Consider the following 23,866-nt stretch of genomic DNA (forward strand, 5'->3'; position numbering starts at 1 on the left):
TCATCTGTGATGACATCTCGCGACACGCTTCAAGGATCGCCCCGCCCCTGCGGAACAGGATTTAGCAACGCGCCCTACGTGTCCGGCCCGACGCCGGGAAAACGGAGGGGGAGAGGCAATGGACTTCAGTTGCATCGACTGTGGAGCGATCGCGACGCGCGAGGTGGAAGACCCGATCGACGACGACCGGTACCCCGTGTGCATCTGGTGCGCCAACGGCTACACCGCCGCCGGATACACCACCCACCTGGCGGGAGCGGCCCAGTGAGCACCGACCTTACGACCCTCTGAACCTGCGCCCAGCGCATCCGCGCCCGCGTCGGGTACGTCGAGCCCGCCACCAACGAAAGCGTCCGCCGAGAATGGGAAGCCCTCGACGCCGAACTCACCGCCCTCGGAGTCCCCACCTACGACCGTCACGGACCCTCCACCCCCGGCCGCGCCTGGTGGACGGCCCAGACCACCAGCGGCCGCATCGTCGGTCGATGGGCCGAATCGTTCGAGGAAGCCGCCCTCGAACTCTCCCTCGCCTGGGACGAACAGCCCGCCTGGTGCGTGCCCGACACCGCCCTCGACATCGACCGCCGCTACCCCGGTCGACGCCACGAGCCCCGCATCTTCCCCGTCACCACCGAACCCATCCCCGGCCCCGACTACGCGCCCCTCGCGCCCCTGTTCTGAGAGGACCCCACCATGAACACCCTGCTGCACGAAACCTTGGGGGCTCCATCGAGCCAGTGGCAATCCGACCCGTGGTTGCCTCACCATGGAGGGGTGACTGCTGAGCGTTGCCGATCCACCGCCGATCCTGCCGAACCCCTTTCCGATGCCGAGCTGCTCATCGGCCTGGTGGTCTCACCATCCCTGAGTGCGGTGCTCGGCCCCGAGGTCACCACCTCGGTGCGCAAGATTTTGGTGCAGCGGTATCCGGGAGTGCGCTGGCAACTGAAGATGGCCGAAGACCGGCTGGTCGATCCACCCACCGAGACCTTGGACCTGCTGGAGGCGGCCCGAAACCGCGTGCTGGAGGAGAACTGGGATTTGGCCGTGGTGCTCACCGAGATCCCCCTGAAGACCGGCCGACGTCCGGTGGTCACCCAGCTCAGCCCCGTGCACGGGGTAGGACTGGTCTCCGTCCCAACCCTGGGACCCGTGCACGTGCGGCAGAAGGTGCAAGAGACCACCGTGCACGTGGTCGGGCAGCTTCTGGGCTACGACGCCGAAGACCCCAACGCCCAGCGGGATCTTGCTCGAAGAGCCCACCAGCTGTCCACCGATCTCGACGAACGCCCGGACGACAACGTCGTGCAGTTCACGGCCCGAGTGCTGAGCGGCAACGTGCGGTTGCTGCTGGGCATGATCCGCGCCAACCAGCCTTGGGCCTTCGTGGCCCGGCTCTCCCGGGCGCTGGTCGTGGCAGCGGCCACCGGCATGCTGACATTGGTGGCCTCGGACCTATGGGTACTGGCCATGGCCTACGGGCCGGTGCGCCTGGTCCTCCTGGCGGTGATGGCGATCGGGGCGGTGAGTGCCACCCTGATCCTGGGAGCCGACTTGTGGGAGCGCCCACGGCGGCGAGCCCAACGTGAGCAGGTGATCCTGTTCAATTTGGCCACCACCGCGACCGTGGCCATCGGGGTTGTGGTGTTCTACCTCGTCTTATTCATCCTGTCCTGGGTCGTCGCGCTGCTGCTCATCGACGAGCAGGTACTGGCCGGTGTCGCCGGTCACCCAGTGAACGCTTTGGACTACGCGAAGATCAGCTGGCTCACCGCCAGCCTGGCCACCGTGGGCGGAGCTCTAGGAGCTGGACTGGAGGACGAAGATGTGGTGCGCGCCGCTGCCTACACCCGGTCCAGCACCTGACACAGCCCAAGCACAGAAGAAACTGAAACATCTACGGGGCGTGAAGCAGGAACTGGTGACAACTGATCGTTAGTGCCGGGAGGCGCTGGCGGGAAGGATGTCATCATGCCCGGTGAAGCGCCCTGGGTCTGATGGAGACTCGCGCTATTTGATTCCGACCAGCAGGTTGCGGTCGTTGGGGACAGCATAGAACGCGTTCTCGAACTCGGTGGGCGGGACGTCACCGAGGTAGCCGTGGAGTCGCTGCGTGTTGTGCCAGTGCACCCACCCGAGTGTCGCGAGCTCGAGGTCCTCGACCGTCTTCCACGGCCCTGGCTGGGCAGGTCCGCGGACGAGTTCAGCCTTGTAATAGCCGTTCACCGTCTCGGCGAGGGCGTTGTCATAGCTGTCCCCGATAGTCCCAATCGAGGGTGTCGCGCCGATCTCGGCGAGGCGTTCGCCATAACGAATCGACGTGAATTGGCTGCCCGCATCGCTGTGACACCGCAGATCCTCGTGGCGGGCGCCGCGGGACCAGCGGGCCATCTCGATCGCGTCGAGGACCATCTCGGTTCGCATGTGCGACGCGACCCGCCAACCCACGATCATCCTGCTGAACGCGTCGATGATGAAGCACACGTAGGCGACGCCGGCCCATGTCGGCACGAACGTCAGGTCGGTGACCCAGAGCCGGTTCGGGGCGGGCGCGGTGAACTCCCGCTTCACGAGGTCAGGGTGGCGCGCCGACGCCGGATCCGGCCTCGTCGTCTTGACCCGCTTCGAACGCCTCGCGCCCTCGATCCCCGCGGCGCGCATCAACCGGGCGGTCTGGTCGCGGCCGATCATGATGCCCGCGCGGCGGGCAGCCTTCTAGAGCTTGCGGACCCCGTAGACGCGGTAGTTGGTCTCCCAGAGTTCGACCAGCTGCGGGATCAGCTCCTCGTCCCGCACGGTCCGCGCCGAAGGGGCGCGGGTCTTGGCGGCGTAGTAGCTACTCGGAGCCACCTGCAGCAGCCTGCAGATGAGCTCGACTCCGAGCCGGCGACCGTCGATGAGGTCGTCCTTGTTCGCGTCGATGAATGCGACTACTTCCGGTAGTGGCGGTCGAGCTCCGCCCCGAAGAAAGACGCCGCCCGCTTGAGCACCTCGTTGGCCCGACGCAACTCCCGGTTCTCCTGCTCGAGCTCACGTACCCGCTGCGCTTCGGCCGAGCTCACACCCGGCGCGACGCCGTCGTCGACGTCGGCCTACTTCACCCACATCCGCACGGACTCGACCCCGTAGCCGAGTTGCGTCGCGACCCGCTGGACCGTCCCTTGCGTGACGCCGAGCTCCGCGCGCAGCGTTCTCACCATCCGCACCGCGGCGGCCTTCTCCTCGACCGAGTAGCGACGCGTCGTCGGCTTCCCACTCGCCAGTTCCTTCGGCATAACTCCATCCTCGTTTCCAAGGTCAGGAGCCTCCAACAAACTCAGGGCGCTTCACGCCTTTTCAGTCTCCGGGGTGGGCGGTCTGGTCCGCGAGGAGACGAGCGGCCTCCGCAGCGTATGGTGCTTCCACTTGGACCTCGTAGTGGCCCGCCTCAAGGGTCTCCAGTGAGTCAAAGTCCCGTCGGCCGCCCGTAGCCAGGTGTCCAAGGAAGTAAAGCAAAGCGCCCCAAACTGCGCCAGAGGCGACCGAGATGATCACGATGGCCAGCCAACCGAATCCGGGGGCGAACAGCCCGAACAGCAGACCTAGCAGAACACCGAACCATGCTCCAACGGCTGCGCCCCGTAGCGCAGCCTTTCCTCCTGTCAAGCGACCGAGTACCTGCTCGACAACACGAACGTCGAGCCCCACGATCGCCACTCGTTCCACAGCGAAGCCGGCGTCGGAAAGACGGTCGACCGCTGCCTGCGCACTGGCGTAGTCAGAGAACCGCGCGATCGTTTGTTTCCAGCGGGGGTCATTGGTGGACGGGAGCTCACTAGCGTCCTGTTCCGGAGGGTTGTTGCGAGGGGCCTCGGGGCTGGTCATGGGCGTACTCCTTTAGTGAAAACTGGATGAACTTTGGTGAAAACTGGATGAACCACCGTGCTAAGACCAGAAGGCTGGGTGCACGCCGGTCTTGCAAGGACGGGTGTTGCGCCGTTCGGCATCAGGGAACGGTCGCCCTTGTTTGCTTTCGGCGCGTCCCGCGAACGAGAAGCATCGAGTTGAATTGTTTCGTGCCCTACATCCGCGGCAAGTTCTATGTCGGTTGGGGGCTTGTCGTCTGGCTAACTTTGGCTCGTCGATGGGTTTCCGGCCGGGCGTTACTCCTGAGTCGAGTGCTGACTCAGGACATGAATCTTGCGGGGTTTTGCCTTTTCGCTTACTGGGATGACAGGCTGAGCACGCCGTTGTCGTAGGAGGCGGAGATGTTGGCTGAGTCGACACCCTCGCCGATACTGAACTGGCGGAGGTAGGTGCCGGCGGGCCGCTCCTGAACGAGCCACTTGGCTCCCTCGGTGCGGCAGCGCCTCGTCCACCCAGCGCAGCAGCACGTCCGGCGGGGCGGCTCCGGATTGGCGAGAGAGCACGTTCCCTTGGTCGAGGATGAGCAGGGTCGGCACCGCCTGGACGGAGAACTTACGGGCAGTCTCCGGCGCGGCGTCCACGTCCACTTTCACCAGCTTGAGCTTGCCGGCACGTTTCGTGGCGACCTTCTCGAGGGCAGGGCTGACCATCCGGCACGGTCCGCACCAGGTCGCCCACAAGTCCACGAGCACCACTTGCGGGGCCTGCTCGACCACCTCGGCGAAGTCCGCATCGCCCGCATCGACGATCCACGGCACGGCGCTCTTGCAGACGCCGCAGCGCGGGTACCCCGACGCGACGGCGGGGACACGGTTCTTCTTCCCGCAGTTGGGGCAGGTCACAATCGCGCTCACGCCGCGTCCTCCTCTTCGGCGGGCGCTGCGATGTTGAAGACGAGGTCGTCGTCCTGCACGTCCAGCGTGACCGTCGACCCGTCCATCACCTGCCCGCTCAGCAGCGCACGACCCAGCCGGGTCTCGATCTCATGGCTGATGTAGCGTCGCAGCGGACGCGCACCGTACACGGGGTCGTAGCCGCGGTCAGCGATGAGCTGGCGTGCCGCGGGCGTCAGCTCGATGCGGATCTGACGCTCGGCCAGCCGGGAGCGCAGGTCGGTGAACTGCAGCTCCACAATGTCCTGGATCTGTTCACGACCCAGCGGCGAGAACACCACGATGTCGTCCACCCGGTTGAGGAACTCGGGACGGAAGTGGGCGCGCAACTCACCGAGCACACGGTTTCGCACGTCGTCGGGGATCGCGCCGCCATCGGAGCCCAACAGGTGATGGGCACCGATGTTGGAGGTCATGATGACGATGGTGTTGCGGAAGTCGACGGTGCGTCCCTGGCTGTCGGTGATGCGGCCGTCGTCGAGGACCTGCAGCAGCGTGTTGAACACGTCCGGGTGCGCTTTCTCGATCTCGTCGAAAAGGACCACGCTGTACGGGTGGCGGCGCACCGCCTCGGTCAGCTGCCCTCCCTCGTCGTACCCGACATACCCGGGAGGTGCACCGACCAGCCTGCTGACGGTGTGACGTTCCTGGTATTCGCTCATGTCCAGCCGGACCATCGCCGACTCGCTGTCGAACAGTGCTTGCGCGAGCGCTTTGGCCAGTTCGGTCTTTCCCACACCGGTGGGGCCGAGGAAGATGAACGAGCCGATGGGGCGGCGCGGGTCGCGGATGCCGGAGCGGGCACGGATGATCGCGTCGCTGACGAGCGTGATGGCCTCATCCTGACCGACCACCCGCTCCTTGAGGGTGGCGTCCAGGGTGAGGATCTTGTTGCGTTCACCTTCCTGCAGCCGGGCCACGGGGACCCCCGTCCACGCGGCGACGATCTCGGCGATCTCGTCCTCGGTGACCACCTCCCGCAGCAGCCGCTGCCGGCCCTGCTTGGAGGTGAGACGCTCCTCCTCGGCGTGCAGGCGTCGTTCCGCGTCAGCGATAGCCCCGTACCGCAATTCAGCGGCACGGTTGAGGTCGTAGGAGCGCTCAGCTTCCTCCGCCTCCCGCCGCAACCGCTCCAGCTCACCGCGCAGCTCCTGGACCTTGCGGATCGCTTGACGCTCCGCCTCCCACTGGGCGCGCTTGGAGTCCGCCTCCGCCTTCAGGTCGGTCAGTTCCCGGCGCAGCTCCTCCAGCCGGTTCTTGCTGGCAGCGTCCGTTTCCTTCGACAGCGCCGCTTCCTCGATCTCCAGGCGAGTCACCCGCCGAGTCAGCTCGTCGAGCTCAGCGGGCATCGAGTCGATCTCGGTTCGCAGTCGTGCGCAGGCTTCGTCGATGAGGTCGATGGCCTTATCGGGCAGGAACCGGTCGGAGATGTACCGGTAAGACAGCACGGCGGCAGCGACCAGTGCGCTGTCCTGGATGCGGACACCGTGGAAGACCTCCAGCCGTTCGCGCAGGCCGCGGAGGATGGAGATCGCGTCCTCCACGTCAGGCTCCTCGACCATCACCGTCTGGAACCGGCGTTCCAGGGCAGCGTCCTTCTCGATGTGCTTGCGGTACTCATCGAGGGTGGTGGCACCGATGAGGTGCAGCTCCCCGCGGGCGAGCATCGGCTTGAGCATGTTGCCGGCGTCCATCGCCCCTTCGGTGGCTCCCGCCCCCACCAGAGTGTGCAACTCGTCGATGAACAGCAGGATCCGTCCCTCCGCTGCTTGCACCTCCGCCAGGACTGCCTTCATTCGCTCTTCGAATTCGCCCCGGTACTTCGCGCCGGCGACCAGGGCAGACAGGTCCAGCGAGAACACGGTCTTGTCGCGGAGGCCCTCGGGCACGTCCTCACGCAAGATCCGCTGGGCAAGGCCCTCCACGATGGCGGTCTTTCCGACACCGGGCTCGCCGATGAGGACGGGGTTGTTCTTGGTCTTGCGGGAGAGGATCTGGATGACCCGGCGGATCTCCGCATCACGCCCGATGACCGGGTCAAGCTTGCCCAACCGGGCGTCAGCGACCAGGTCACGGCCGTACTTCTCCAGCGCCTCGTACGTCTGCTCGGGGGTGGCGGAGTTGACATGCTGGTTGCCGCGGATCTTGGTGAGCGCGCCGAGGAAGCTCTCCCGGGTGACACCGTGCCCGCGCAGCACGCGGGACGCGGCACGGTTGGAGGAGTCGTCGGCGAGGGCCAACACGAGATGCTCCACGGAGATGTAGGAGTCTTTCAGCCGCTTTGCCTCCCGCTCCGCCCGTTCCAAGGTGGAGGTGAGGCTGCGGCTCACGTACACCTGACCGGTCTGCGGGGAGGACCCGGAGACGCTGGGCTTGCGGGCGATCTCCGCTTCGACGTCGGCGCGTACCGCTTCCACGTCAGCACCCGCTGTCTGCAGCAGTCGGGGAACCAGCCCCTCCTCCTGCTGGAGCAGTGCGAGCAGGAGATGCTCCTCATCCGTCTCGATCTGACCGGCCAGGACCGCGATGCTCTGGGCCGAGGTGAGCGCTTCCTGCGACTTCTTAGTGAGTGAGTTCATGTCCATGAGGTGTCTCCTTCAAGTCGGATGGTCCGGTGCTGCTCGAGCTGCTCGATGCGGGCGAGCAGGTCGAGCACGAGTGCGATGCCGGCGTAGTTCACGGCAAGATCGGAGTGCAGACGCACGATGGTGTGCACGCGGGCGGGGACGGTACGGGCGAACCACAGCCGGCCGCTGGTGTCGACGTGGGCGGTGACCAGCCCCAGCTCGACGAACTTCCGCAGCGTATCCGGGTGGATACCTGCGGCCACCGCGGTCGTCGCCAGGTCGGCCCGGGCGACACGGACGGGCAGGTGATGTGAGGTCATGATCCTCTCCTGGCATCAAACGACGATACGTCGCGGAGCTGTTCGAACAGCTCCTTTTCCTTCTTGCTGAGAGTGCGGGGAACGACGACCTTCACCCGCGCATACAGGTCTCCCGGCTGTCCTCTGCGGGGCATCCCCTGCCCGCGCAGGCGGAGCCGCCTGCCAGTGGACGAGCCGGGCGGAACGTGCACGGTGACCGTGCCGCCGGGGGTGGGCACGCTGACATCCGCGCCCAGCGCCGCCTCCCACGGTGAGATGGGAAGGTCCGTTTCGATGTCCGCGCCGCTGAGCCGGTACCGTTTACTGTCCTTCACGCGCAGCGTGACCAGCAGGTCCCCGTCCTGTCCGTCGGCGCCCGCTCCGCCTGCGCCCGCGATCCGCAGCCGCTGCCCGTCGACAGCGCCCGCTGGGATATCGATGGTGTACTCCTGCGCGCCGCCGTACGGGGACGCGACCTGCACGGTGCGCCGCCCGCCCCGGTAGGCCTCCTCGACGGTGATCTCCAGCTCCGCGGTGTGGTCGGCGCCGCGACCGAAACCACTGAAGCCGCCCCCGAAGAGGTCCTCCCAGTTCACGCTCTGCGCGCCGCCCCCGCTCCACGTGTATCGGGTGCCGCCGCTGCGGCGCGGCTGCTCGGAGGAGCGAGCCGCGTCCGCGGCGGCGTACTGCCGGAAGTTCTCACCGAACCGGTCGTACTGTGCGCGGGTTTCCGGGTCCGACAGCACATCGTGGGCTTCACTGATCCGTTTGAAGGTCTCCTCCGCCCCCGGGGTCTTGTTGACGTCCGGGTGGAACTTACGGGCCTTCTCCCGGTAGGCGCGGCGGATCTCCTTCTGATCCGCCGACCGGGAGACCCCGAGCGCGCTGTAGAGATCCTCCGCCATCTCCTACTCCTCATCCGGCCTGCGGGTGACCACGACCGCAGCCGGTCGCAGCATCCGCTCAGGCGTTCCGAACCCGGGGCGAGTGACGGCGAGGATGCTGCGCGGCGGGACGCTGGCATCCTCGACCACCGAGACCGCCTCGTGCAGCTGCGGGTCGAACTCCGCACCGTCGATGACAATCTCGGGGTAACCGAGTGCGCGCAACGCATCAGCGGCCTGCGCCCGGATGGCCTGCATGCCACCCAGAACGCCCTCGTCAAGGTCCACCCCGAAGCTGAGCGCCCGGTCCAGCCCGTCGACGACGGGCAAGAAGGCTTTGGCGGTGTGCCGCCGCTCCTGCTCGCGGACGGTCTGGATCTCGCGCGCCATCCGTTTGCGGAGGTTGTCGTAGTCCGCCGCCGCCCGGCGCCACCGGTCCTCGGCCGTCTCCAACTGGGCGGCGACCGCTGCTTGCGCGGCGCGGATCTCCTCCGGGGACACGTCGGTGAGGTCGTCGTTCAGCAGGTCCACGGCCCGCATGTCCTCGTTCTGCTCCTCGACCATCGCGATCCTCCCTCCGTGCTACCTGTCGAATTCGGCGTCGACGACGTCGTCTTCGTCGTCCTGAGCGGGCTGCTCAGCGTGGCTGGCGTTCGCGCGGGCCGCAGCAAGGGACTGCGCAACCTGCAGCAGCTCGCCGGTGCGCTCTTTCGCTTCCTGCTCGCCGACGTTGTTCTGCACTGCCTCGCGGGCCTGCGTGATGAGCAGCTCCGCGCGGGCACGCTCGTGCTCCGGTGCAGCGTCGCCGAGCTCACGCAGTACCCGCTCGACCTGGTAGGCGGCGGAGTCCAGCTCGTTGCGGGCGTCCACGGCCTGGCGCAGCGCCTGGTCGTCAGCACGGTGCTGCTCGGCTTCCTTAATCATCCGGTCGATCTCGCCCTGGTCCAGATTCGAGGTGTCGCTGATGGTGATGCCCTGCTCGGTGCCGGTGTCCTTGTCCTTCGCCGTCACGTGCAGGATGCCGTTCGCGTCGATGTCGAAGGTGACCTCCACCTGCGCTTCACCGCGAGGAGCGGGGCGGATGCCGGTGAGCTGGAACCGGCCCAGCACCCGGTTGTCCGCAGCGTTCTCCCGCTCGCCCTGCAGGACGACGATTTCCACCGACGGCTGGTTGTCTTCGGCCGTGGAGAACACCTCGCTGCGTCGGGCGGGGATGGTGGTGTTGCGTTCGATGATCTTCGTCATCACGCCACCGCGGGTCTCCACACCCAGCGACAGCGGGGTGACATCCAGCAGCAGCACGTCGTCGACGTCGCCCTTGAGGACGCCCGCCTGGATGGCGGCGCCCACAGCGACCACCTCATCGGGGTTCACCGTCATGTTCGGCTCCTTGCCGCCGGTGAGCCGCTTGACGAGCGCTTGGACAGCGGGGATGCGGGTGGAACCGCCCACGAGGATGACCTCGTCGATATCGTTCTCGCTGACCTTCGCGTCGGCCATCGCCTGACGCACCGGACCGAGGCACCGCTCAACGAGGTCAGCGGTGAGGTCTTCGAACTTGGATCGCTTCACGGTCATGGTGAGGTGCCTGGGTCCGCTGGCGTCGGCGGTGATGAAGGGGAGGCTGACCTGGGTCTGGGACACCGAGCTGAGCTCGACCTTCGCCTTCTCGGCGGCCTCGAACAGTCGCTGCAGCGCCTGCGGGTCGTTGCGCAGGTCGATGCCGTTCTCGTTCTTGAACTCGTCGGCAAAGTAGTCCACCAGCCGGCGGTCGAAGTCGTCGCCGCCCAGGTGGGTGTCACCCGCGGTGGATCGCACTTCGACGACCCCGTCGCCCACGTCGAGGAGGCTGACATCGAACGTGCCGCCACCGAGGTCGAACACCAGGATGGTCTCGTGGTTCTTCTTGTCCATTCCGTACGCCAGTGCGGCGGCGGTGGGCTCGTTGATGATGCGCAGCACCTCGAGCCCGGCGATGCGTCCGGCGTCCTTGGTCGCGGTGCGTTGGGCGTCGTTGAAGTAGGCGGGAACGGTGATGACGGCCTCCGTCACCTTCTCACCGAGGAACTTGCTGGCGTCGTCGACGAGCTTGCGCAGCACCTGGGCGCTGATCTCCTCCGGCGCGTACTGCTTGCCGCGGATGTTGAACCGTGCTTCGCCGTTGGGGCCTTCCACGACGTCGAAGCCCACGGCGTTGGCTTCCTCCTTGATCTCGTCGAAGGACCGACCGATGAACCGCTTGGCGGACGAGATGGTGCCCTTCGGGTTGAGGATGCTCTGCCGGCGGGCAAGCTGCCCCACCAGCCGTTCACCGTCCTCGGTGAAAGCGACCACCGACGGGGTAGTGCGGGCTCCCTCCACGTTCGGGATGACCTTCTCCTCGCCAGCCTCCCAAACGGCGATAACGGAGTTCGTGGTCCCCAGATCGATTCCTACTGCCTTGGCCATGATGGTTGTTCCTTTCTTGTCACGTGAGACACGTTTCAGGGGTCGTCAAAGAGCGCGCCAGGATCGGCGCAGGCGCAGGGCTGAGTGCCCAGAGTCAGGAAGCGGGCTGTTTCAGGGGGATCTTCCGGACGGCGGGCTGCTCGATGGGCATCACCACCCGCAGGACGCCCCGGTCGCAGCTGGCGGTGACGCTGTCGCTGTCGATGCGGGGCGCCAGTCCCAGCAGCCGCATGAATTGCCCGTGGGGCCGTTCGGCGGTGAACCACTTCGCGTCGGCGGTCGCGGACTGGACGCTCACCGCGCGGACGGTGAGCAGCTGGCCGTCCACCCAGCTCGATGGACTCCGAGTCGATGCCTGGCAGGTTCGCCTCAGGAACGTACTCGTCGCCCTCTCGGGACAGATCGACCGACATCGAGCGCGGATCCATCTGCTGAAAGATGCGCAGGTCCGCACATGAGGTCACCATCTCACCACCTCCACATCGACGCTGAGTCGCCGAACCGCCGTGCGGCGCATCGGCTCGCGCTGCCCGGCCGGGCACCGGCCGAGTCCGCGAGACGAAACTCGCTCTGGCGCCAGACTGGACCCTACGTAGACATCTCGCAAGTCAGGGCGTGAAGCAGGAACTGGTGACAACTGATCGTTAGTGCCGGGAGGCGCTGGCGGGAAGGATGTCATCATGCCCGGTCCCTATTCCAGAGAGTTCCGCGAGGACGTCGTCGCTGTCGCTCGTAGCCGTGAGAGCGGCGTCAGCATCAAGCAGATTGCGACCGACTTCGGTATCAGCGAGGCGACGTTGCAGAACTGGCTCCGTCAAGCCGACGTCGAGGAAGGCAACCGTCCCGGTCAGACCGCGGCGGACGCTGCCGAGGCTCGTGAACTGAAGAAGCGGGTCCGCCTCCTTAAGCAGGAGAACGAGGTCCTCCGGCGAGCGGCGGCGTATCTGTCGCAGGCGAACCCGAAACTCGGTGGCTCCCCAAAATGACGTACCCGCTCGTATCTGAGCTCGCCGACGCGGGGATTCCCGTGACGGTGTCGTGCCGGGTCCTGAAGCTCGCAAGACAGCCCTACTACCGGTGGCGAAACGACCCCGTCAGGGATGCCGACGTGCTCCGTGCGTATCGGATCAACGCGCTGCACGACGCTCACCACGACGATCCCGCGTTCGGATACCGATACCTCGCCGACGAAGCCCGCCGGGCGGGCTGGCGGATGAGCAGGCGCACGGCGTGGAAGCTGTGCTCTCAGGCCGGGATCCCCTCGTCCGCGCAGCGCCGTCGGCGCGGGAAGGGCAAGAAGGCCGGCCCGCCGGTGTTCGACGATCACGTGCAGCGGGTGTTCCGCGCGGACGCGCCGAACCGGCTCTGGCTCACGGACATCACGGAGCATCGGACGAGCGAAGGCAAGCTCTATTGCTGCGCGATCAAGGACGTGTTCTCGAACCGGATCGTCGGCTACTCGATCTCGGATCGGATGACCGCGAAACTCGCCGTCGACGCCGTCCGAAACGCCGTCGCCCGCCGCGGTGAAGTCGCCGGCTGCATCCTGCACGCCGATAGGGGCAGCCAGTTTCGCAGCCGCGCGATGGCCCGCGAACTGCGCCGTCACGACATGGTCGGATCGATGGGGCGCGTCGGCGCCGCGGGAGACAGCGCGGCCATGGAATCGTTCTGGTCGCTGCTGCAGACGAACGTGCTCAACCAGCAGCGGTGGACAACGCGGCAGGAGCTGCGGCTCGCGATCGTCGTCTGGATCGAGCGGAAATATCACCGCCAACGAGCCCAGGACACCCTCGGCGGCTTGACCCCCATCGAGTTCGAAGCCAAGCTAACCGAGCCGCTCACACTCGCGGCCTAAACTGAACCTGTCACCGATTCCTGCTTCACGCCCGATCGAACTGCTCATCATCGATGAAGCCGAACGGTCTTACCCCACCGGGCTCGAGCTCATCAGAGACCACCACGACCGCACCCGCGTCGCCGTTGTCCTCATCGGCATGCCCGGTATCGACCAGCGTTTCCGCCACTACCCCCAGCTCTATAGCCGCCTCGGCTTCTCCCACCGCTACCGCGCCCTCGGACGCGACGAGCTGCTCTTCGTCCTCGACCGCCACTGGACACGCCTCGGCAAAACCCTCGACCCCGACGACTTCACCGACGCTCAAGCCATCGCGGCCATCGAACGCATCACCCGCGGCAACTTCCGCCTCCTCGAACGCCTCTTCCCCCAGATCCAACGAGTTCTACGCATCAACCAACTCGAAACCATCACCGACGGCGTGATCGAAGCCGCCGCCAGCGTCCTCGTCACCGGCGGACACCGCCGTTTTGCTGAACAGAACGCTGCCACATCGGATGACAGGTCACAGGAACCTGCGAAACCCCCCGCCGTAACGGCCACTGGCCGAAGCCCTCATCGGACGTTTTCGGTGGGTCGAACGTGAGTTCGGGAAGGGCTGCCATATGTGACCGCAAGGGGATCGCTTTGTGGGACGCCATCGAGCGTGCGCGCTTGCTGACGACTCAGGCAGAATCACGTGCCTCACCGACGATGTCGACCGTCCCATATAGCGTGTTCGTAAGAAATCCCGCTGACGGTTCCCTATATGGGACGACGAGGAGGGTCAGATGATCGTTGGCTACGCACGGGTGTCCACTATCGCCCAGGACGTCGAGACGCAGCGCCTCGCCCTGCTCGAGCTGGGTGTCGCCCCCGACCGGATCTACACCGACGAGGGGTTCACGGGTAAGAACCTCGAACGTTCAGGGCTGCGTGAAGCGATGGCCGCGGTGCGGGAGGGGGATACTCTCGTCGTCCCACGGCTGGACCAGTTCGCGCGGAATGCGGAAGAGACGCTCCGGCAGGTTCGTGAGCTCACCGAACGCGGCGTGATCTTTCAGATGGGGCGCACCACGTACGACCCTCGCGACCCGTGGTCGAAGCTGTTTCTCACTTTCCTCGCTGGCATGGCTGAGGCGGAGGGCGGATGGATCAGTCTCCGGACCCAGGAGGCGATGGCGCGCCCCGCGGTCCGGGCGAAGTTGAAAGGCCGGCAGCCGAGCTTGTCGCCCGAGAAGGATGCGGCGATCGCCAGGCACTTCGCGGACAACGAGATGACTCCGGCAGAGATCGCCACGCTATTCAACACGTCGCGCAGCAGCGTCTACCGCGCGGCCGGCAGGCATCAGAAGCGGATGGAGGCGCGTCGTGGCTGAGGGGGGTTCGACTAGTTGCCCTTGACCTCATCACCAACCGGGCCGCGGCGCTGCACGCCACGGACTACGGCACACCCACCGGCATCGCGAGGTACCCGCCGTCGACGGCGAACTGCGAGCCGCTCGTGAAGGCGGCCGCGTCGGAACCGAGCCACGCGACCATCTCGGCGATGTCGTGCGGCGTGCCGAGTCGGCCGATCGGGTGCTTCGTCAGCAGCGCGTCCTTGAAGCCGGGGTAGGTCTCCTCCGACATGCGCACACCCGCCGAGGTCGAACAGGCGTATTACGCTGATCAGGAATCAGCCAATCCGACACCTGTCGGACAAGGCTCCCGATAGGAACGAAAGTCAGGCCGATTCAGACTGCCCGCCCACCGGGCAGGCATCGACCGCGACAGCAACCGCCTCGTCTGGTGGATCGACCTCGACGACGGCACCCGCACCATCCTGCTCAAGGGAGCGAGCCGCTGATCGGCTGACCGGGGGACCCCTTGGGTGCGAGGAGTTCCCCGGTCGCAACCGACCGCTCGCAACCGTTCAGGAGCAGGATGCAACCCTCGACAGTGTTCACCATCGGTCACTCCACACACCCGATCGAGGAGTTCATAGCGCTGCTCGAAAACAACGGCGTGCAACAACTCATCGATGTGCGGACGGTTCCCGGCTCCCGACATAACCCGCAATTCGGCGCGCAGGCGCTTGAGGAAAACCTGACGGACGCAGGCCTGCACTATGCGCGGATGAAAGAACTCGGCGGTCTCCGCCACACCCCAGTGAATGTGGAGAGCATCAACGGTGCCTGGCGCAACAAAAGCTTCCGAAGCTACGCCGACTACATGCAAACCGAGCCCTTCGCGCGTGGAATAGACCGTCTAATCGATCGAGCAAAAGAGAAGACTGTGGCGATCATGTGCGCGGAAGCGGTCCCGTGGCGCTGCCACCGGTCTCTCATCGCGGATGCGCTGCTCGTTCGCCACATTTCTGTGAAGGACATCATGAGCGCCACCTCCACCAAACCCCACACACTCACGTCGTTCGCGTCGGTGGACGGGCAGCGGGTCTGGTACCCGCCCACTAACCTGGAAGGGCAACCGTAGGCATAGCGAGCCTCTCGCCGATGTGACCGAGTTGTCATTCCGAGAATGGATGTCGTCCACCATGGGCACACTGCACTACGGCGGGTCGGAAGCGCCGATCGTCAGCACCCCGGCGACGGACAAGGCGGTGGACGCGGAGGGCAAGGCCTGGCAGGTCGGCAACGCGCTCATTCAACGCCCCGGCACGGGCGAGGACATCGCGTACACGGCGCTCTACCTGGCCTCCGACGAGTCCTCTTGGGTGACCGGACAGAACTACAGCGTCGACGGCGGCGCGACCGCCGGGTGGCGGAACGACAGCGAGACGGACCGACTGGCCGCGAAGAACGGTTGACACGCGGGTCGCGGCGCGACCGGTGACGGACGGGAGGCACGGTGCCAGCTGACACCGTGCCTCCCGTCCGTCGTGGCCACCTCGTCTAAATCGCGAGGTACCCGCCGTCGACGGCGAACTGCGAGCCGGTCGCGAAGGCGGCCGCGTCCGAACCGAGCCACGCGACCATCTCGGCGATGTCGTGCGGCGTGCCGAGTCGGCCGATCGGGTGCTTCGTCAGCAGCGCGTCCTTGAAGCCGGGGTAGGTCTCCTCCAGCGCGTCTATCATTGGCGTCTGGATCACCCCGGGCAGCACTGCGTTCACGCGGATGCCTTTGTCGGAGTACTCCACCGCGGCGGCTCGGGTGAGGCCGATGACGCCGTGCTTCGACGCGACGTAGGCGGACTGGTGGGCGATGGCGGCCTGCCCGAGGGACGAGGCGGTGTTGATGATGGATCCGCCGCCCTGCGCTAGCATCTGCGGGATCTCGGCCTTCATGCTGATGAACACTCCGGTGAGGTTGACGGCGATCACCTTGTCGAACTGCTCCACCGTAACGTCGGCGAGGTCGGGGCCGGTGACCTCGATGCCGGCGTTGTTGTGCGCGATGTCGAGTCGGCCGTAGCGGTCCACCGTGGCCTGGACCAGGTGCTGCATCGACGCGAGGTCGGTCACGTCCGCCCGGACGAACGTCACGGCGTCTCCGCCGTCGATGTACTCGAGCGTCCCGTTGCCGGCATTCTCGGACAGGTCGGCGACGACGACCCGTGCGCCGTGGTCGACGAGGACCTTCGCGGTCTCGCGCCCGATCCCTCCGCCACCACCGGTGACGAGTGCGACCTTGCCATCGAGCGAGTTTGACATTGTGTGCTTCTTTCTCTCGGGGAGCGGCGTCGGTCGGCGTCGCTCGTTCAGTGCGGGAGCTGCGACGCGGTGTCGGCTGTGAGCCGGCGGACGTCGCTATCCAAGGTGGGGCGGTCGATGCCGAAGAAGGCGAATGAGATCGTTCCCATGAACGCGAGCCTAGTGTCCGGTAGGCGACGAGAGGGCGGTTCACTACGGCCCGTTCCTGCCCCACGTGGGCAGCGCGACGACCTCTTTCATGAACAGGATCGAGCGCGAGCTCGAGGGATCGGGCCGGTACAGGCACTGGGACGTGACGGTTGAAAGTGTGTTCATTGCAGAGGACGAATCGGACTGCGAGGTTCGCGCGACACGATAACTGGCGCGACACTGACGGTGCCCCCGAGCCGACGGGACTGCTGCACGGATAGGTGACACCTGATCTGTGGTGCTGGTTGGTGCCGCTGGGAGGATGTCATCATGCCCAAGCCCTATCCTCGTGAGTTCCGCGACGATGTCGTGCGCGTGGCTCGCGGTCGTGAAGATGGTGTGACGATCAAGCAGATCGCGACCGACTTCGGGGTCAGAAGGGCCTTTCCGAACAGCAACAATAGGAGCGCGCCGACTGTGAGGACGATCGAGGGCAGTTGGGTCCGCGACCCTGCTTGGTCCATTGCCGCCGTGCGGGACGTGGACGAGCCGACCGAGAAACTGCCCTGCGCGCCGGCGTCCCCGGTACGCCTGTCATAGATGGGGGACGCGAGCGTGTGGTGTGCGTTGTACCCTCCGGGGGTGGGTAGACGCGGCGACCCGAGAACATCTGAAGGAGTGACGGCATATGAGACATGTGACTTTGCCGGGCGGAGAAGTCGTTCCTTCGATGGGTCAAGGCACCTGGAAGATGGGCGAGCGTGCTGAGCGACGATCCGACGAGATCGCCGCGTTGATCGCCGGTGTCGAGCTGGGCATGACGCTCGTTGATACTGCCGAGATGTACGGCGACGGCGCGGCGGAAACGCTGATCTGCGAAGCGCTAGGCGACCGGCGCGACCAGTTGTTCCTCGTCAGCAAGGCGTATCCGCAGAACGCCTCGCGCGCACGCCTTTCACGCGCATGCGAGGCGAGCTTGAGACGTCTCGGCACCGACCGGCTCGACCTCTACCTGCTCCACTGGCGGGGATCGGTGCCGCTCGCTGAGACGATAGAAGCGATGGAGGCGCTGAAATCGGCCGGGAAGATTCGGTATTGGGGTGTCAGCAACCTCGATACTGACGACATGGACGAGCTTGTTTCTGCCGGCGGGGATGGCTGCGTGACCGATCAGGTTCTCTACAATCTCGTCCGTCGAGGCCCTGAGTTGGAATTGTTGCCGTGGCTCGTCGCTCATGAAATGCCTGTCATGGCGTATAGTCCCGTCGAGCAGGGACGACTCTCAAACCATCCCTCCCTTGTGAAGATCGCAGCCAAGGTCGGTGCTACCCCTGCGCAGGTCGCACTTTCCTGGACGTTGCGGCACGATGGCCTCATCGCCATCCCGAAGGCGAGTTCGATCGCACATGTGCGGGAGAACCGGGCAGCCGCAGATATCGTCCTCTCCGACGCCGACCTTGCGACACTCGACGCGGCATTTCCTCGGCCACGCGACCGTCGCCCGCTCGAGATGCTCTAGCTCAAATGGCGGTTTTCTCTCAAGGGAACCGAACGTGAGACGGATCGGCTCGAGGCGTTCAACGACGCGGTGCTTGCGATCGCGATCACACTTCCTGTGGTGGAACTGCACGCACCGAGGCCTGAGGATGGCGACCTCGCCGCGGCCTACCTGAAGCTGGCACCGGACTACGCCGCCTACGTCCTCAGCGTGATCCTCATCGGCCTCTATTGGGCCCACAGCCATTTCAGCGGCAAGCTGCTAGAGAAGACCGACCACGGCTACAACCTGCTGACCATCGGCTTCTTGGCTGCGGTCAGTATCACTCCATTTCCCGCGCGCCCGTTGGTCGAACATTTCGGTGGAGATGCGGACAGCACAACCGCCGCCCTCTGGTACCTGGGCATAGCAGCGGCACCGGCGACCTGGTGGTTTCTTCGGTGAGTGCACGCCACCGCCAAAGGTCTACCCGATCAAAGGCTGACCGAGGCTTATCCTCGCCGCCTCACCATCAAATATGGTCTTACCGCCGCTGCCTACTGGGCGGCGTCCGGAGTGGCGTTCTGGAATTGGCGTGGCGGATTGATCGCGGCGGGGATTGTAACGTTGGGCTACGTCATTCCCCCCGCAAAGCCCGTGTACAGACCCGGTATGGAACCGGGACACGATCAGATGGCTCGTTGACTGAAGGAGCGGATGGTACCTCGGAGCTGCTCGTTCCTTGCGAGTGACTAGCGACCTACCGTCGTCCGACGTTTTCGGGCTTGCTTTGCTCGCCGATCGCCAGATCGGCTAGAACACGCGCACCAGGCCGCAATTCGGGCACCGCCAGACCGGGGGAGTCGGCGGGTTCCACGACGGTTGCAGCTGCACCAGGCAGCGCTCACAGGTAGGGGAGAAGCCTGGCCATTCGTCGTCATCCATGACGCCAGGCAACCGGGATGCCGGCGGCGCCGCAGAAACCGTCCACAGGGACGTTCAGCGCCTTCCAGGAGAGGCCGGCGTGACCGCCGAGGCCCATACCCATGCCTTCATCTCCGTCTCGCCCACGCGGAACCTGATCGCGCAGGCATCCGCTGTCCACCGGCAGACCTCCGCGTCGACGAGCGCCGGCGTCGCGCCGAAGCGCACCCACGCCTTCGCCGGCTTCGGCCGCGGGTCGATAGTCACCGGTTCTACGTCTAACCGCAGCTCAGCGCTCGAGAGCGACTGCAGGGGGCCGGCCTCCGCAGCGATCCGCTCCAGTATCCGGGTATCCATCCTGCGATCGACCGCCGACGCGTATCGCTTCGATGTACCCACTGCCGATCCTCCTTGCGGACCGCCAGGTTATCGATTTTAGAACAGATGTTCTATTCCGGGTGCTCGTCCGCCAGGTCGTCCGAGGCGTCAGCCTCGGCTTGAATCTGCTCAACCTCGGCCCGCAGCCGGCTCAGCATCTCCTTGCTGTGATCCGCGAGTGCGGCATCCCAGGCATCGACGGCGCTGGTCGGGTGTCGACTGTGGCTCTTTTGATCCGAGAAACCCCATGCCCTGAGACTGGGGGAGAGGGTTCCGCGCAGCGGGACCCGGGCACTATCCCGGCTCGATCGCTACACGTCAACTCAAGGGCGAGCCCCTTGACATGTCGTTCGGCGGGGGCGTTTGCTGTCTCGCGGAGGGCCGGCGTTGTCGAGGCCCCGTCAAAGAAGCATCGAGCAATACATCTGATGGGAGTGGACATGAAGGCAGTGGTGTACGAGGGGCCCCGTCAGGTCAGCACGAAGGACGTCCCGGACGCGAAGATCGAGCGCCCTACCGATGTCCTGGTCAGGGTGACGACGACGAACATCTGCGGCTCGGATCTGCACATGTACGAGGGGCGGACGTCCTTCGAGGTAGGCCGGACGTTCGGTCACGAGAACATGGGGGAGGTCATCGAAGTCGGCAGCGGCGTGGAGAAGGTCAGGGTCGGAGACCGGGTTGTGCTCCCGTTCAACATCTCGTGCGGCTTCTGTAAGAACTGCGAACGCGGCCTGACCAACTACTGTCTCACCACCCAGCCCGAACCATCCTTCGCCGGAGCGGCCTATGGGTTCGCCGACATGGGTCCCTATGGCGGTGGCCAGGCGGAGCTGCTCCGCGTGCCTTTCGGTGACCACAACGCGCTGCGCCTGGGCGAGGATGCGGAGGAGAAGGAGAACGATTACGTCATGCTCTCTGACATCTTCCCCACCGGCTACCACGCCACCGAGATGGCCGGCGTGATACCCGGCGACAGCGTTGTGATCGCCGGGGCGGGCCCGGTCGGGCTGATGGCTGCCCTGTCCGCGATGATCAAGGGTGCCGCGAAGGTGATGGTGGTCGATCGTCACCCTGACCGGCTCGCGTTGGCCGAGCAGATCGGTGCGATTGCCATCGACGACTCCAAGGTCGACCCCGTGCAGGCTGTGCTGGACGAGACGATGGGGCTCGGAGCTGACCGTGGTTGCGAATGCGTGGGCTACCAGGCCCACGATCCCCAGGGCAACGAGGACACCGCCGCCACGCTGAACATGCTCATCAACGCGGTCCGCTTCACCGGAGGAATCGGCACCGTTGGCGTGTTCATCCCCCAGGACCCGGGGGCCAAGGGCGAATTGGCCAAACAGGGCAAGGCAGCCATCGACTACGGCACACATTGGTTCAAGGGTCAGACCATGGGAAGCGGTCAGGCCCCGGTCAAGCGGTACAACCGCCGACTGCGAGACTTGATCGCGGCCGGCAAGGCGACCCCTTCGTGGATCGTCTCCCACGAAATCTCGCTGGACCAAGCCGCCGATGCCTATAAGAACTTCGACGCCCGGTCCAAGGGTTGGACCAAGGTCCTCATCAAGCCCGGCATGTCAAACGGAAAGAAGGAAAACTGAGATGGCAGCAGATCTCCAGGGCAAGAGGGTCGCGATCCTCGCCGCCGACGGAGTCGAACGCGTTGAGCTCGAGCAACCCCGCGAAGCACTGGAACGGGCCGGCGCTCAGACCGAGGTCCTCTCGATCCACGACGGCGAGATCAAGGCCCGTGAGAACGACCTGGATGAAGCGGGCACGTTCACCGTCGACGGGTTGGTCGCCAATGCCTCGGTGGGCGACTACGACGCCCTGCTGCTTCCCGGCGGCACGGTGAACCCCGACCAGCTCCGGGTCGACGAGGACGCCGTCTCCTTCGTCCGCGACTTCGTCGAGAGTGGCAAGCCCGTGGCGGCGATCTGTCACGGGCCGTGGACGATGATCGAGGCTGGCGTGGTCGGAGGTCGCACCTTGACGTCCTTCCCGAGCATCCGCACAGACCTGCGCAACGCCGGTGCTGACGTCGTCGACCAGGACGTCGTGGTCGACGGGAATCTGATCACCAGCCGCTCACCCGAGGACCTGCCTGCGTTCTGCGACACGATCGTGGCGAAATTTGCGAGCAACTCGACCCAGGAGGAGGTGACGTCATGAGCGTGACAAAGGGACTGCTTGTCAGGCTGGAGGCCCTGCCCGGCAAGGAAGACGAGGTCCAAGAATTTCTCGGCATCGGGCGAGGACTCGTCGAGGAGGAACCGGCCACCATAGCGTGGTTCGCGATTCGTCTCGGCCCCTCTTCCTTCGGGATCTTCGACGTGTTCCCCGATGACGCCGGCCGCGACGCGCACCTGTCCGGCGCAGTAGCGACCGCTCTCGGCGAGCAGACCGGCACACTGTTCAGCGAACCGACGATCGAGAAGCTCGACGTCCTGGGCTCCAAACTCCCCGCCTGACACGACAGCCCGGGAGTATTGGCACAGAAAGGAGGGGTCGCTGCGCGCGGTGACTTCGGGCTTACACAGCCCGCTGACGTCGTGGCAGCGGCCCCTTCTTTTGCGGCCTATCGCTAATCAGCAACAGATCGGGGAACCGCGATGACAGGAACTGACGACGGCGTTGCCACGACGCGTGCACCCGAGGTAGCAGTGATCGGGGGCGGGATCGTCGGTCTGTCGACGGCGTACGCGCTGCGGGAGCAGGGCGTGCCGGTGCGCTTGTACGAGGCTGGTCTGCCCGGGACGGGTCAGTCCGCAGGCGAGTCGCGGATCTTCCGGCATGCCCACGACGACCCGCGACTCGTCGCTTTCGCGCGCGAAAGCCGCGGCGTATGGGATGAGTGGGCCGAACACTTCGATGTCGAGCTGGTCTCATCAGACGGTGTCCTGGCGATCGGAGACAGCGCCCTGGCGCGGCTGCGGGTGCTCGACGAGGTCGGCGGCGTGGAAGCTCACGAGATCGACGCGGCCGAGGTCGCCCGGCGGATGCCGCTGCTCGCTGGGTACTCGGGGCCAGCGGTGCTCGACGAGTCAGGCGGCGCGATCCGCACCCGCGCCGCAATCACGGCACTCACGGGTGCCCTTGCAGATGCGGTCACCACCGGTGAGGTCATCTCCATCGATCCCCGCGCCGATGGAACGGTCGAGGTGCGCAGCGTCACCGACCGGTCTATCTACTCCAAGGTGGTCGTGTGCGCCGGCCGCGAAACCGCCCGCCTGGCACGCAGCGTCGGCCTGTCGCTGCCGGTTCGCCTCGCCGCACACGTCAGGCTGACCTTCGACGTGAAAGCCGCCGCCCCGGCACGAGTCGCGTGCCTGCAGGACAGTAGCGGCGTCTTCGGCGAGGTCGGCGTCTACGCGACGCCGCTACCGGGTAATAGCAGCTATTCGGTTGGACTCAGCGACACCGTCGGCGTCCGCGACGACGGAACTTTCATCGACCCGGCGGCGATTCGATCGCTGGACGAACGCGCACGCGAGTACGTGACACGGGCGCTGCCCGGTCTTCACCCTGAGCCGCGCGACTTCCTTCACTGCTGGGTGACCGACCTCCCGTGGAGTGAGGACGGCGTGGCCGTGTGGGAGGCGGGCTCTGTCTTTTTTGTGGCCGGTCACAATTTGTTCAAGCAGGCACCTGCGCTGGGTCGCGCTCTTGCCCGGGCTGCGACCGGCGGCGGTCTCCGCGCCGAGCTCACGCCCGAAGCGCGCCTCGGCGAGGCCCAGAGCTAGGGCGTGTCTCTCTATCGCGGGGGGATCCGCGCTTCTGGCCGGCAAACTGTTTAGCGAACCCACGATCGAGGAGTTGGACGTCCTGGCCTCTAAGCTCCCCGCCCGAGACTACGATCTCGTCACTCGTCAGGATGGGGTTACGTTGATGGCTGCGTGCGGTGCGGCGGTGAGGTAGCCGGCGGAAGAACCGACGCCTTTGTTCGCGACGTGCTCGGGCGTGTTAGCTGCAACCACGGTCCCGCCAGCGTCGCCCGCACCGGGCCCTAGATCGATCACGTGGTCGGCCACTGCGATGACACGCATATCGAGCTCTGCCGCGACGACGCCAGTATTACCCGCCTTGACGAGCGTCTGCAGATGCGCGACCAGACGATCCGTGTCGGCGCAGTGGAGCCCGGAGGTCGGCTCGTCCAAGACGTACAGCGTGTCTCGGCGCTGCGCCCGCTGCAACTCGGTCGCGAGCTTGACACGCTGCGCTTCACCCCCGGAAAGCGGCTCATCCCAATCGGGGGTGTAGGGGTTGGGGTCTGAAGCCGCCGGTCTCGAGCAGGCTTCGGGCGATGTAGTTGGTCAGGTTGCGGAACCCGAGTGCGGAGCCGCGTAGGTGTTCGAGCCGTCCGTTGAGCCCCTCGGTCGGCCCGTTGCTAGGCCGTGTTGCTATATCCATTGGAGTGCTGCGGCGAGGTTGAGTCCGGCTGCGTATGAGGTGGCGGTCTTGTCGT

General features: G+C 65.8%; 22 protein-coding genes, 7 pseudogenes and 1 other annotated feature. Of the genes and pseudogenes, 15 read left to right on the forward strand and 14 right to left on the reverse strand.

Features of this window, described 5'->3' with window-relative positions:
* Window positions 1-118: 118 nt before the first annotated feature.
* The 3 genes from Q0818_RS16320 to Q0818_RS16330 all read left to right on the forward strand — a co-directional run bounded on the left by Q0818_RS16320 (window position 119) and on the right by Q0818_RS16330 (window position 1,866).
* The gene (locus Q0818_RS16320; RefSeq protein ID WP_298877366.1) at window positions 119-268 is read left to right on the forward strand and encodes a hypothetical protein; all 150 of its coding nucleotides are present in this window, start codon (window positions 119-121) and stop codon (window positions 266-268) included.
* A gap of 287 nt (window positions 269-555) precedes the next feature.
* Window positions 556-681 (forward strand): hypothetical protein, encoded by a 126-nt coding sequence (locus Q0818_RS16325; protein ID WP_298877368.1) that lies wholly within the window; start codon window positions 556-558, stop codon window positions 679-681.
* Between the two features lie 93 nt (window positions 682-774).
* The gene (locus Q0818_RS16330; protein ID WP_366943189.1) at window positions 775-1,866 is read left to right on the forward strand and encodes a hypothetical protein; all 1,092 of its coding nucleotides are present in this window, start codon (window positions 775-777) and stop codon (window positions 1,864-1,866) included.
* A 144-nt stretch (window positions 1,867-2,010) separates the two neighbouring features.
* On the opposite strand, the pseudogene Q0818_RS16335 reads toward Q0818_RS16330, so the two are convergent.
* The 10 genes and pseudogenes from Q0818_RS16335 to Q0818_RS16380 all read right to left on the reverse strand — a co-directional run bounded on the left by Q0818_RS16335 (window position 2,011) and on the right by Q0818_RS16380 (window position 11,451).
* Window positions 2,011-3,275, reverse strand: a pseudogene (locus Q0818_RS16335) (IS3 family transposase).
* Window positions 2,842-2,976: a sequence feature (AL1L pseudoknot), on the reverse strand. (Overlaps the previous pseudogene by 135 nt.)
* Before the next feature lie 61 nt (window positions 3,276-3,336).
* Window positions 3,337-3,864 carry a general stress protein gene (locus tag Q0818_RS16340; protein ID WP_298877372.1) on the reverse strand — a complete coding sequence of 176 codons (528 nt, stop codon included), beginning with the start codon at window positions 3,862-3,864 and terminating at the stop codon, window positions 3,337-3,339.
* Window positions 3,865-4,142: 278 nt separating this feature from the next.
* Window positions 4,143-4,336, reverse strand: a pseudogene (locus tag Q0818_RS16345) (Hsp20 family protein); the annotation flags it as partial.
* 7 nt (window positions 4,337-4,343) lie between these two features.
* A pseudogene (gene trxA / locus Q0818_RS16350) lies at window positions 4,344-4,760 on the reverse strand (thioredoxin); the annotation flags it as partial.
* Window positions 4,757-7,384: an ATP-dependent chaperone ClpB gene (gene clpB / locus Q0818_RS16355; RefSeq protein WP_298877374.1), complete on the reverse strand. Its 2,628-nt coding sequence runs from the start codon at window positions 7,382-7,384 to the stop codon at window positions 4,757-4,759. The gene clpB and the pseudogene trxA, both read right to left, overlap by 4 nt.
* Window positions 7,375-7,686, reverse strand: coding sequence for a chaperone modulator CbpM (locus Q0818_RS16360; RefSeq protein WP_298877376.1), 312 nt, complete (start codon window positions 7,684-7,686; stop codon window positions 7,375-7,377). Before Q0818_RS16360 ends, clpB begins: the two co-directional genes overlap by 10 nt.
* The gene (locus Q0818_RS16365) at window positions 7,683-8,570 is read right to left on the reverse strand and encodes a DnaJ C-terminal domain-containing protein (RefSeq protein WP_298877378.1); all 888 of its coding nucleotides are present in this window, start codon (window positions 8,568-8,570) and stop codon (window positions 7,683-7,685) included. Before Q0818_RS16365 ends, Q0818_RS16360 begins: the two co-directional genes overlap by 4 nt.
* A 3-nt stretch (window positions 8,571-8,573) precedes the next feature.
* Window positions 8,574-9,113, reverse strand: coding sequence for a nucleotide exchange factor GrpE (locus Q0818_RS16370; protein ID WP_298877380.1), 540 nt, complete (start codon window positions 9,111-9,113; stop codon window positions 8,574-8,576).
* Window positions 9,114-9,131: 18 nt separating this feature from the next.
* Entirely contained in the window at window positions 9,132-10,997 is a 1,866-nt protein-coding gene (dnaK, locus tag Q0818_RS16375) for a molecular chaperone DnaK (protein WP_298877382.1), read from the reverse strand.
* A gap of 94 nt (window positions 10,998-11,091) precedes the next feature.
* A complete protein-coding gene (locus Q0818_RS16380; protein ID WP_366943188.1) occupies window positions 11,092-11,451 on the reverse strand; it encodes an Hsp20/alpha crystallin family protein in 360 nt (119 codons plus the stop codon).
* A gap of 226 nt (window positions 11,452-11,677) precedes the next feature.
* Between Q0818_RS16380 and Q0818_RS16385 the strand changes: the two are divergent.
* The 3 genes and pseudogenes from Q0818_RS16385 (at window position 11,678) to Q0818_RS16395 (ending at window position 14,213) form a co-directional block, all read left to right on the forward strand.
* Window positions 11,678-12,855: pseudogene (locus Q0818_RS16385) on the forward strand (IS3 family transposase).
* A gap of 25 nt (window positions 12,856-12,880) precedes the next feature.
* A pseudogene (locus tag Q0818_RS16390) lies at window positions 12,881-13,306 on the forward strand (ATP-binding protein); the annotation flags it as partial.
* Window positions 13,307-13,625: 319 nt separating this feature from the next.
* Complete coding sequence (locus Q0818_RS16395) at window positions 13,626-14,213, forward strand: recombinase family protein (RefSeq protein ID WP_298877390.1); 588 nt, start codon at window positions 13,626-13,628, stop codon at window positions 14,211-14,213.
* Between the two features lie 64 nt (window positions 14,214-14,277).
* Here the strand turns inward: Q0818_RS16395 and Q0818_RS16400 are convergent, their stop codons facing one another.
* Window positions 14,278-14,466, reverse strand: coding sequence for an SDR family oxidoreductase (locus Q0818_RS16400; RefSeq protein ID WP_258222898.1), 189 nt, complete (start codon window positions 14,464-14,466; stop codon window positions 14,278-14,280).
* Window positions 14,467-14,775: 309 nt separating this feature from the next.
* Here Q0818_RS16400 and Q0818_RS16405 point away from each other — a divergent pair, with 309 nt between their 5' ends.
* On the forward strand, window positions 14,776-15,309 hold the full coding sequence (locus tag Q0818_RS16405; RefSeq protein WP_240663945.1) for a DUF488 family protein: 534 nt from the start codon (window positions 14,776-14,778) through the stop codon (window positions 15,307-15,309).
* 61 nt (window positions 15,310-15,370) lie between these two features.
* The gene (locus Q0818_RS16410) at window positions 15,371-15,643 is read left to right on the forward strand and encodes an SDR family oxidoreductase (RefSeq protein WP_264632333.1); all 273 of its coding nucleotides are present in this window, start codon (window positions 15,371-15,373) and stop codon (window positions 15,641-15,643) included.
* Window positions 15,644-15,728: 85 nt separating this feature from the next.
* Here Q0818_RS16410 and Q0818_RS16415 read toward each other — a convergent pair whose 3' ends face one another.
* Window positions 15,729-16,487, reverse strand: a complete 759-nt coding sequence (locus Q0818_RS16415) for a glucose 1-dehydrogenase (protein ID WP_108320583.1) — start codon at window positions 16,485-16,487, stop codon at window positions 15,729-15,731.
* A gap of 459 nt (window positions 16,488-16,946) precedes the next feature.
* Here Q0818_RS16415 and Q0818_RS16420 point away from each other — a divergent pair, with 459 nt between their 5' ends.
* The 7 genes and pseudogenes from Q0818_RS16420 (at window position 16,947) to Q0818_RS16450 (ending at window position 23,144) form a co-directional block, all read left to right on the forward strand.
* Window positions 16,947-17,216 (forward strand): hypothetical protein, encoded by a 270-nt coding sequence (locus Q0818_RS16420; protein WP_108320582.1) that lies wholly within the window; start codon window positions 16,947-16,949, stop codon window positions 17,214-17,216.
* Between the two features lie 130 nt (window positions 17,217-17,346).
* Window positions 17,347-18,135: an aldo/keto reductase gene (locus Q0818_RS16425; protein WP_298877405.1), complete on the forward strand. Its 789-nt coding sequence runs from the start codon at window positions 17,347-17,349 to the stop codon at window positions 18,133-18,135.
* Between the two features lie 57 nt (window positions 18,136-18,192).
* Window positions 18,193-18,558: pseudogene (locus Q0818_RS16430) on the forward strand (TMEM175 family protein); the annotation flags it as partial.
* A gap of 1,277 nt (window positions 18,559-19,835) precedes the next feature.
* The gene (locus Q0818_RS16435) at window positions 19,836-21,002 is read left to right on the forward strand and encodes a glutathione-independent formaldehyde dehydrogenase (RefSeq protein ID WP_298877408.1); all 1,167 of its coding nucleotides are present in this window, start codon (window positions 19,836-19,838) and stop codon (window positions 21,000-21,002) included.
* A 1-nt stretch (window position 21,003) separates the two neighbouring features.
* Window positions 21,004-21,573: a type 1 glutamine amidotransferase domain-containing protein gene (locus Q0818_RS16440; RefSeq protein ID WP_298877411.1), complete on the forward strand. Its 570-nt coding sequence runs from the start codon at window positions 21,004-21,006 to the stop codon at window positions 21,571-21,573.
* Window positions 21,570-21,872 carry a putative quinol monooxygenase gene (locus Q0818_RS16445; protein ID WP_108320577.1) on the forward strand — a complete coding sequence of 101 codons (303 nt, stop codon included), beginning with the start codon at window positions 21,570-21,572 and terminating at the stop codon, window positions 21,870-21,872. Before Q0818_RS16440 ends, Q0818_RS16445 begins: the two co-directional genes overlap by 4 nt.
* Window positions 21,873-22,013: 141 nt before the next feature.
* Window positions 22,014-23,144: an FAD-dependent oxidoreductase gene (locus Q0818_RS16450; protein ID WP_205797265.1), complete on the forward strand. Its 1,131-nt coding sequence runs from the start codon at window positions 22,014-22,016 to the stop codon at window positions 23,142-23,144.
* A gap of 126 nt (window positions 23,145-23,270) precedes the next feature.
* On the opposite strand, the pseudogene Q0818_RS16455 reads toward Q0818_RS16450, so the two are convergent.
* A pseudogene (locus Q0818_RS16455) lies at window positions 23,271-23,636 on the reverse strand (excinuclease ABC subunit A); the annotation flags it as partial.
* Window positions 23,637-23,640: 4 nt separating this feature from the next.
* Window positions 23,641-23,866, reverse strand: a 226-nt coding sequence (locus Q0818_RS16460; RefSeq protein ID WP_298877416.1) for a transposase, incomplete at its 5' end; no start/stop codon positions are given.

Source organism: uncultured Microbacterium sp. (assembly GCF_947489255.1).
GTDB classification, from domain to species: domain Bacteria; phylum Actinomycetota; class Actinomycetes; order Actinomycetales; family Microbacteriaceae; genus Microbacterium; species Microbacterium phycohabitans.

Coding starts and splice junctions, on each gene's coding strand:
- Q0818_RS16415 (WP_108320583.1), bottom strand. CDS start 16,487: ATGTCAAACTCGCTCGATGGCAAGGTCGCACTCGTCACCGGTGGTGGC.
- Q0818_RS16410 (WP_264632333.1), top strand. CDS start 15,371: ATGGGCACACTGCACTACGGCGGGTCGGAAGCGCCGATCGTCAGCACC.
- Q0818_RS16425 (WP_298877405.1), top strand. CDS start 17,347: ATGGGTCAAGGCACCTGGAAGATGGGCGAGCGTGCTGAGCGACGATCC.
- Q0818_RS16365 (WP_298877378.1), bottom strand. CDS start 8,570: ATGGCGGAGGATCTCTACAGCGCGCTCGGGGTCTCCCGGTCGGCGGAT.
- dnaK (WP_298877382.1), bottom strand. CDS start 10,997: ATGGCCAAGGCAGTAGGAATCGATCTGGGGACCACGAACTCCGTTATC.
- clpB (WP_298877374.1), bottom strand. CDS start 7,384: ATGGACATGAACTCACTCACTAAGAAGTCGCAGGAAGCGCTCACCTCG.
- Q0818_RS16370 (WP_298877380.1), bottom strand. CDS start 9,113: ATGGTCGAGGAGCAGAACGAGGACATGCGGGCCGTGGACCTGCTGAAC.
- Q0818_RS16340 (WP_298877372.1), bottom strand. CDS start 3,864: ATGACCAGCCCCGAGGCCCCTCGCAACAACCCTCCGGAACAGGACGCT.
- Q0818_RS16450 (WP_205797265.1), top strand. CDS start 22,014: ATGACAGGAACTGACGACGGCGTTGCCACGACGCGTGCACCCGAGGTA.
- Q0818_RS16320 (WP_298877366.1), top strand. CDS start 119: ATGGACTTCAGTTGCATCGACTGTGGAGCGATCGCGACGCGCGAGGTG.
- Q0818_RS16440 (WP_298877411.1), top strand. CDS start 21,004: ATGGCAGCAGATCTCCAGGGCAAGAGGGTCGCGATCCTCGCCGCCGAC.
- Q0818_RS16400 (WP_258222898.1), bottom strand. CDS start 14,466: ATGTCGGAGGAGACCTACCCCGGCTTCAAGGACGCGCTGCTGACGAAG.
- Q0818_RS16395 (WP_298877390.1), top strand. CDS start 13,626: ATGATCGTTGGCTACGCACGGGTGTCCACTATCGCCCAGGACGTCGAG.
- Q0818_RS16435 (WP_298877408.1), top strand. CDS start 19,836: ATGAAGGCAGTGGTGTACGAGGGGCCCCGTCAGGTCAGCACGAAGGAC.
- Q0818_RS16445 (WP_108320577.1), top strand. CDS start 21,570: ATGAGCGTGACAAAGGGACTGCTTGTCAGGCTGGAGGCCCTGCCCGGC.
- Q0818_RS16420 (WP_108320582.1), top strand. CDS start 16,947: ATGCCCAAGCCCTATCCTCGTGAGTTCCGCGACGATGTCGTGCGCGTG.
- Q0818_RS16360 (WP_298877376.1), bottom strand. CDS start 7,686: ATGACCTCACATCACCTGCCCGTCCGTGTCGCCCGGGCCGACCTGGCG.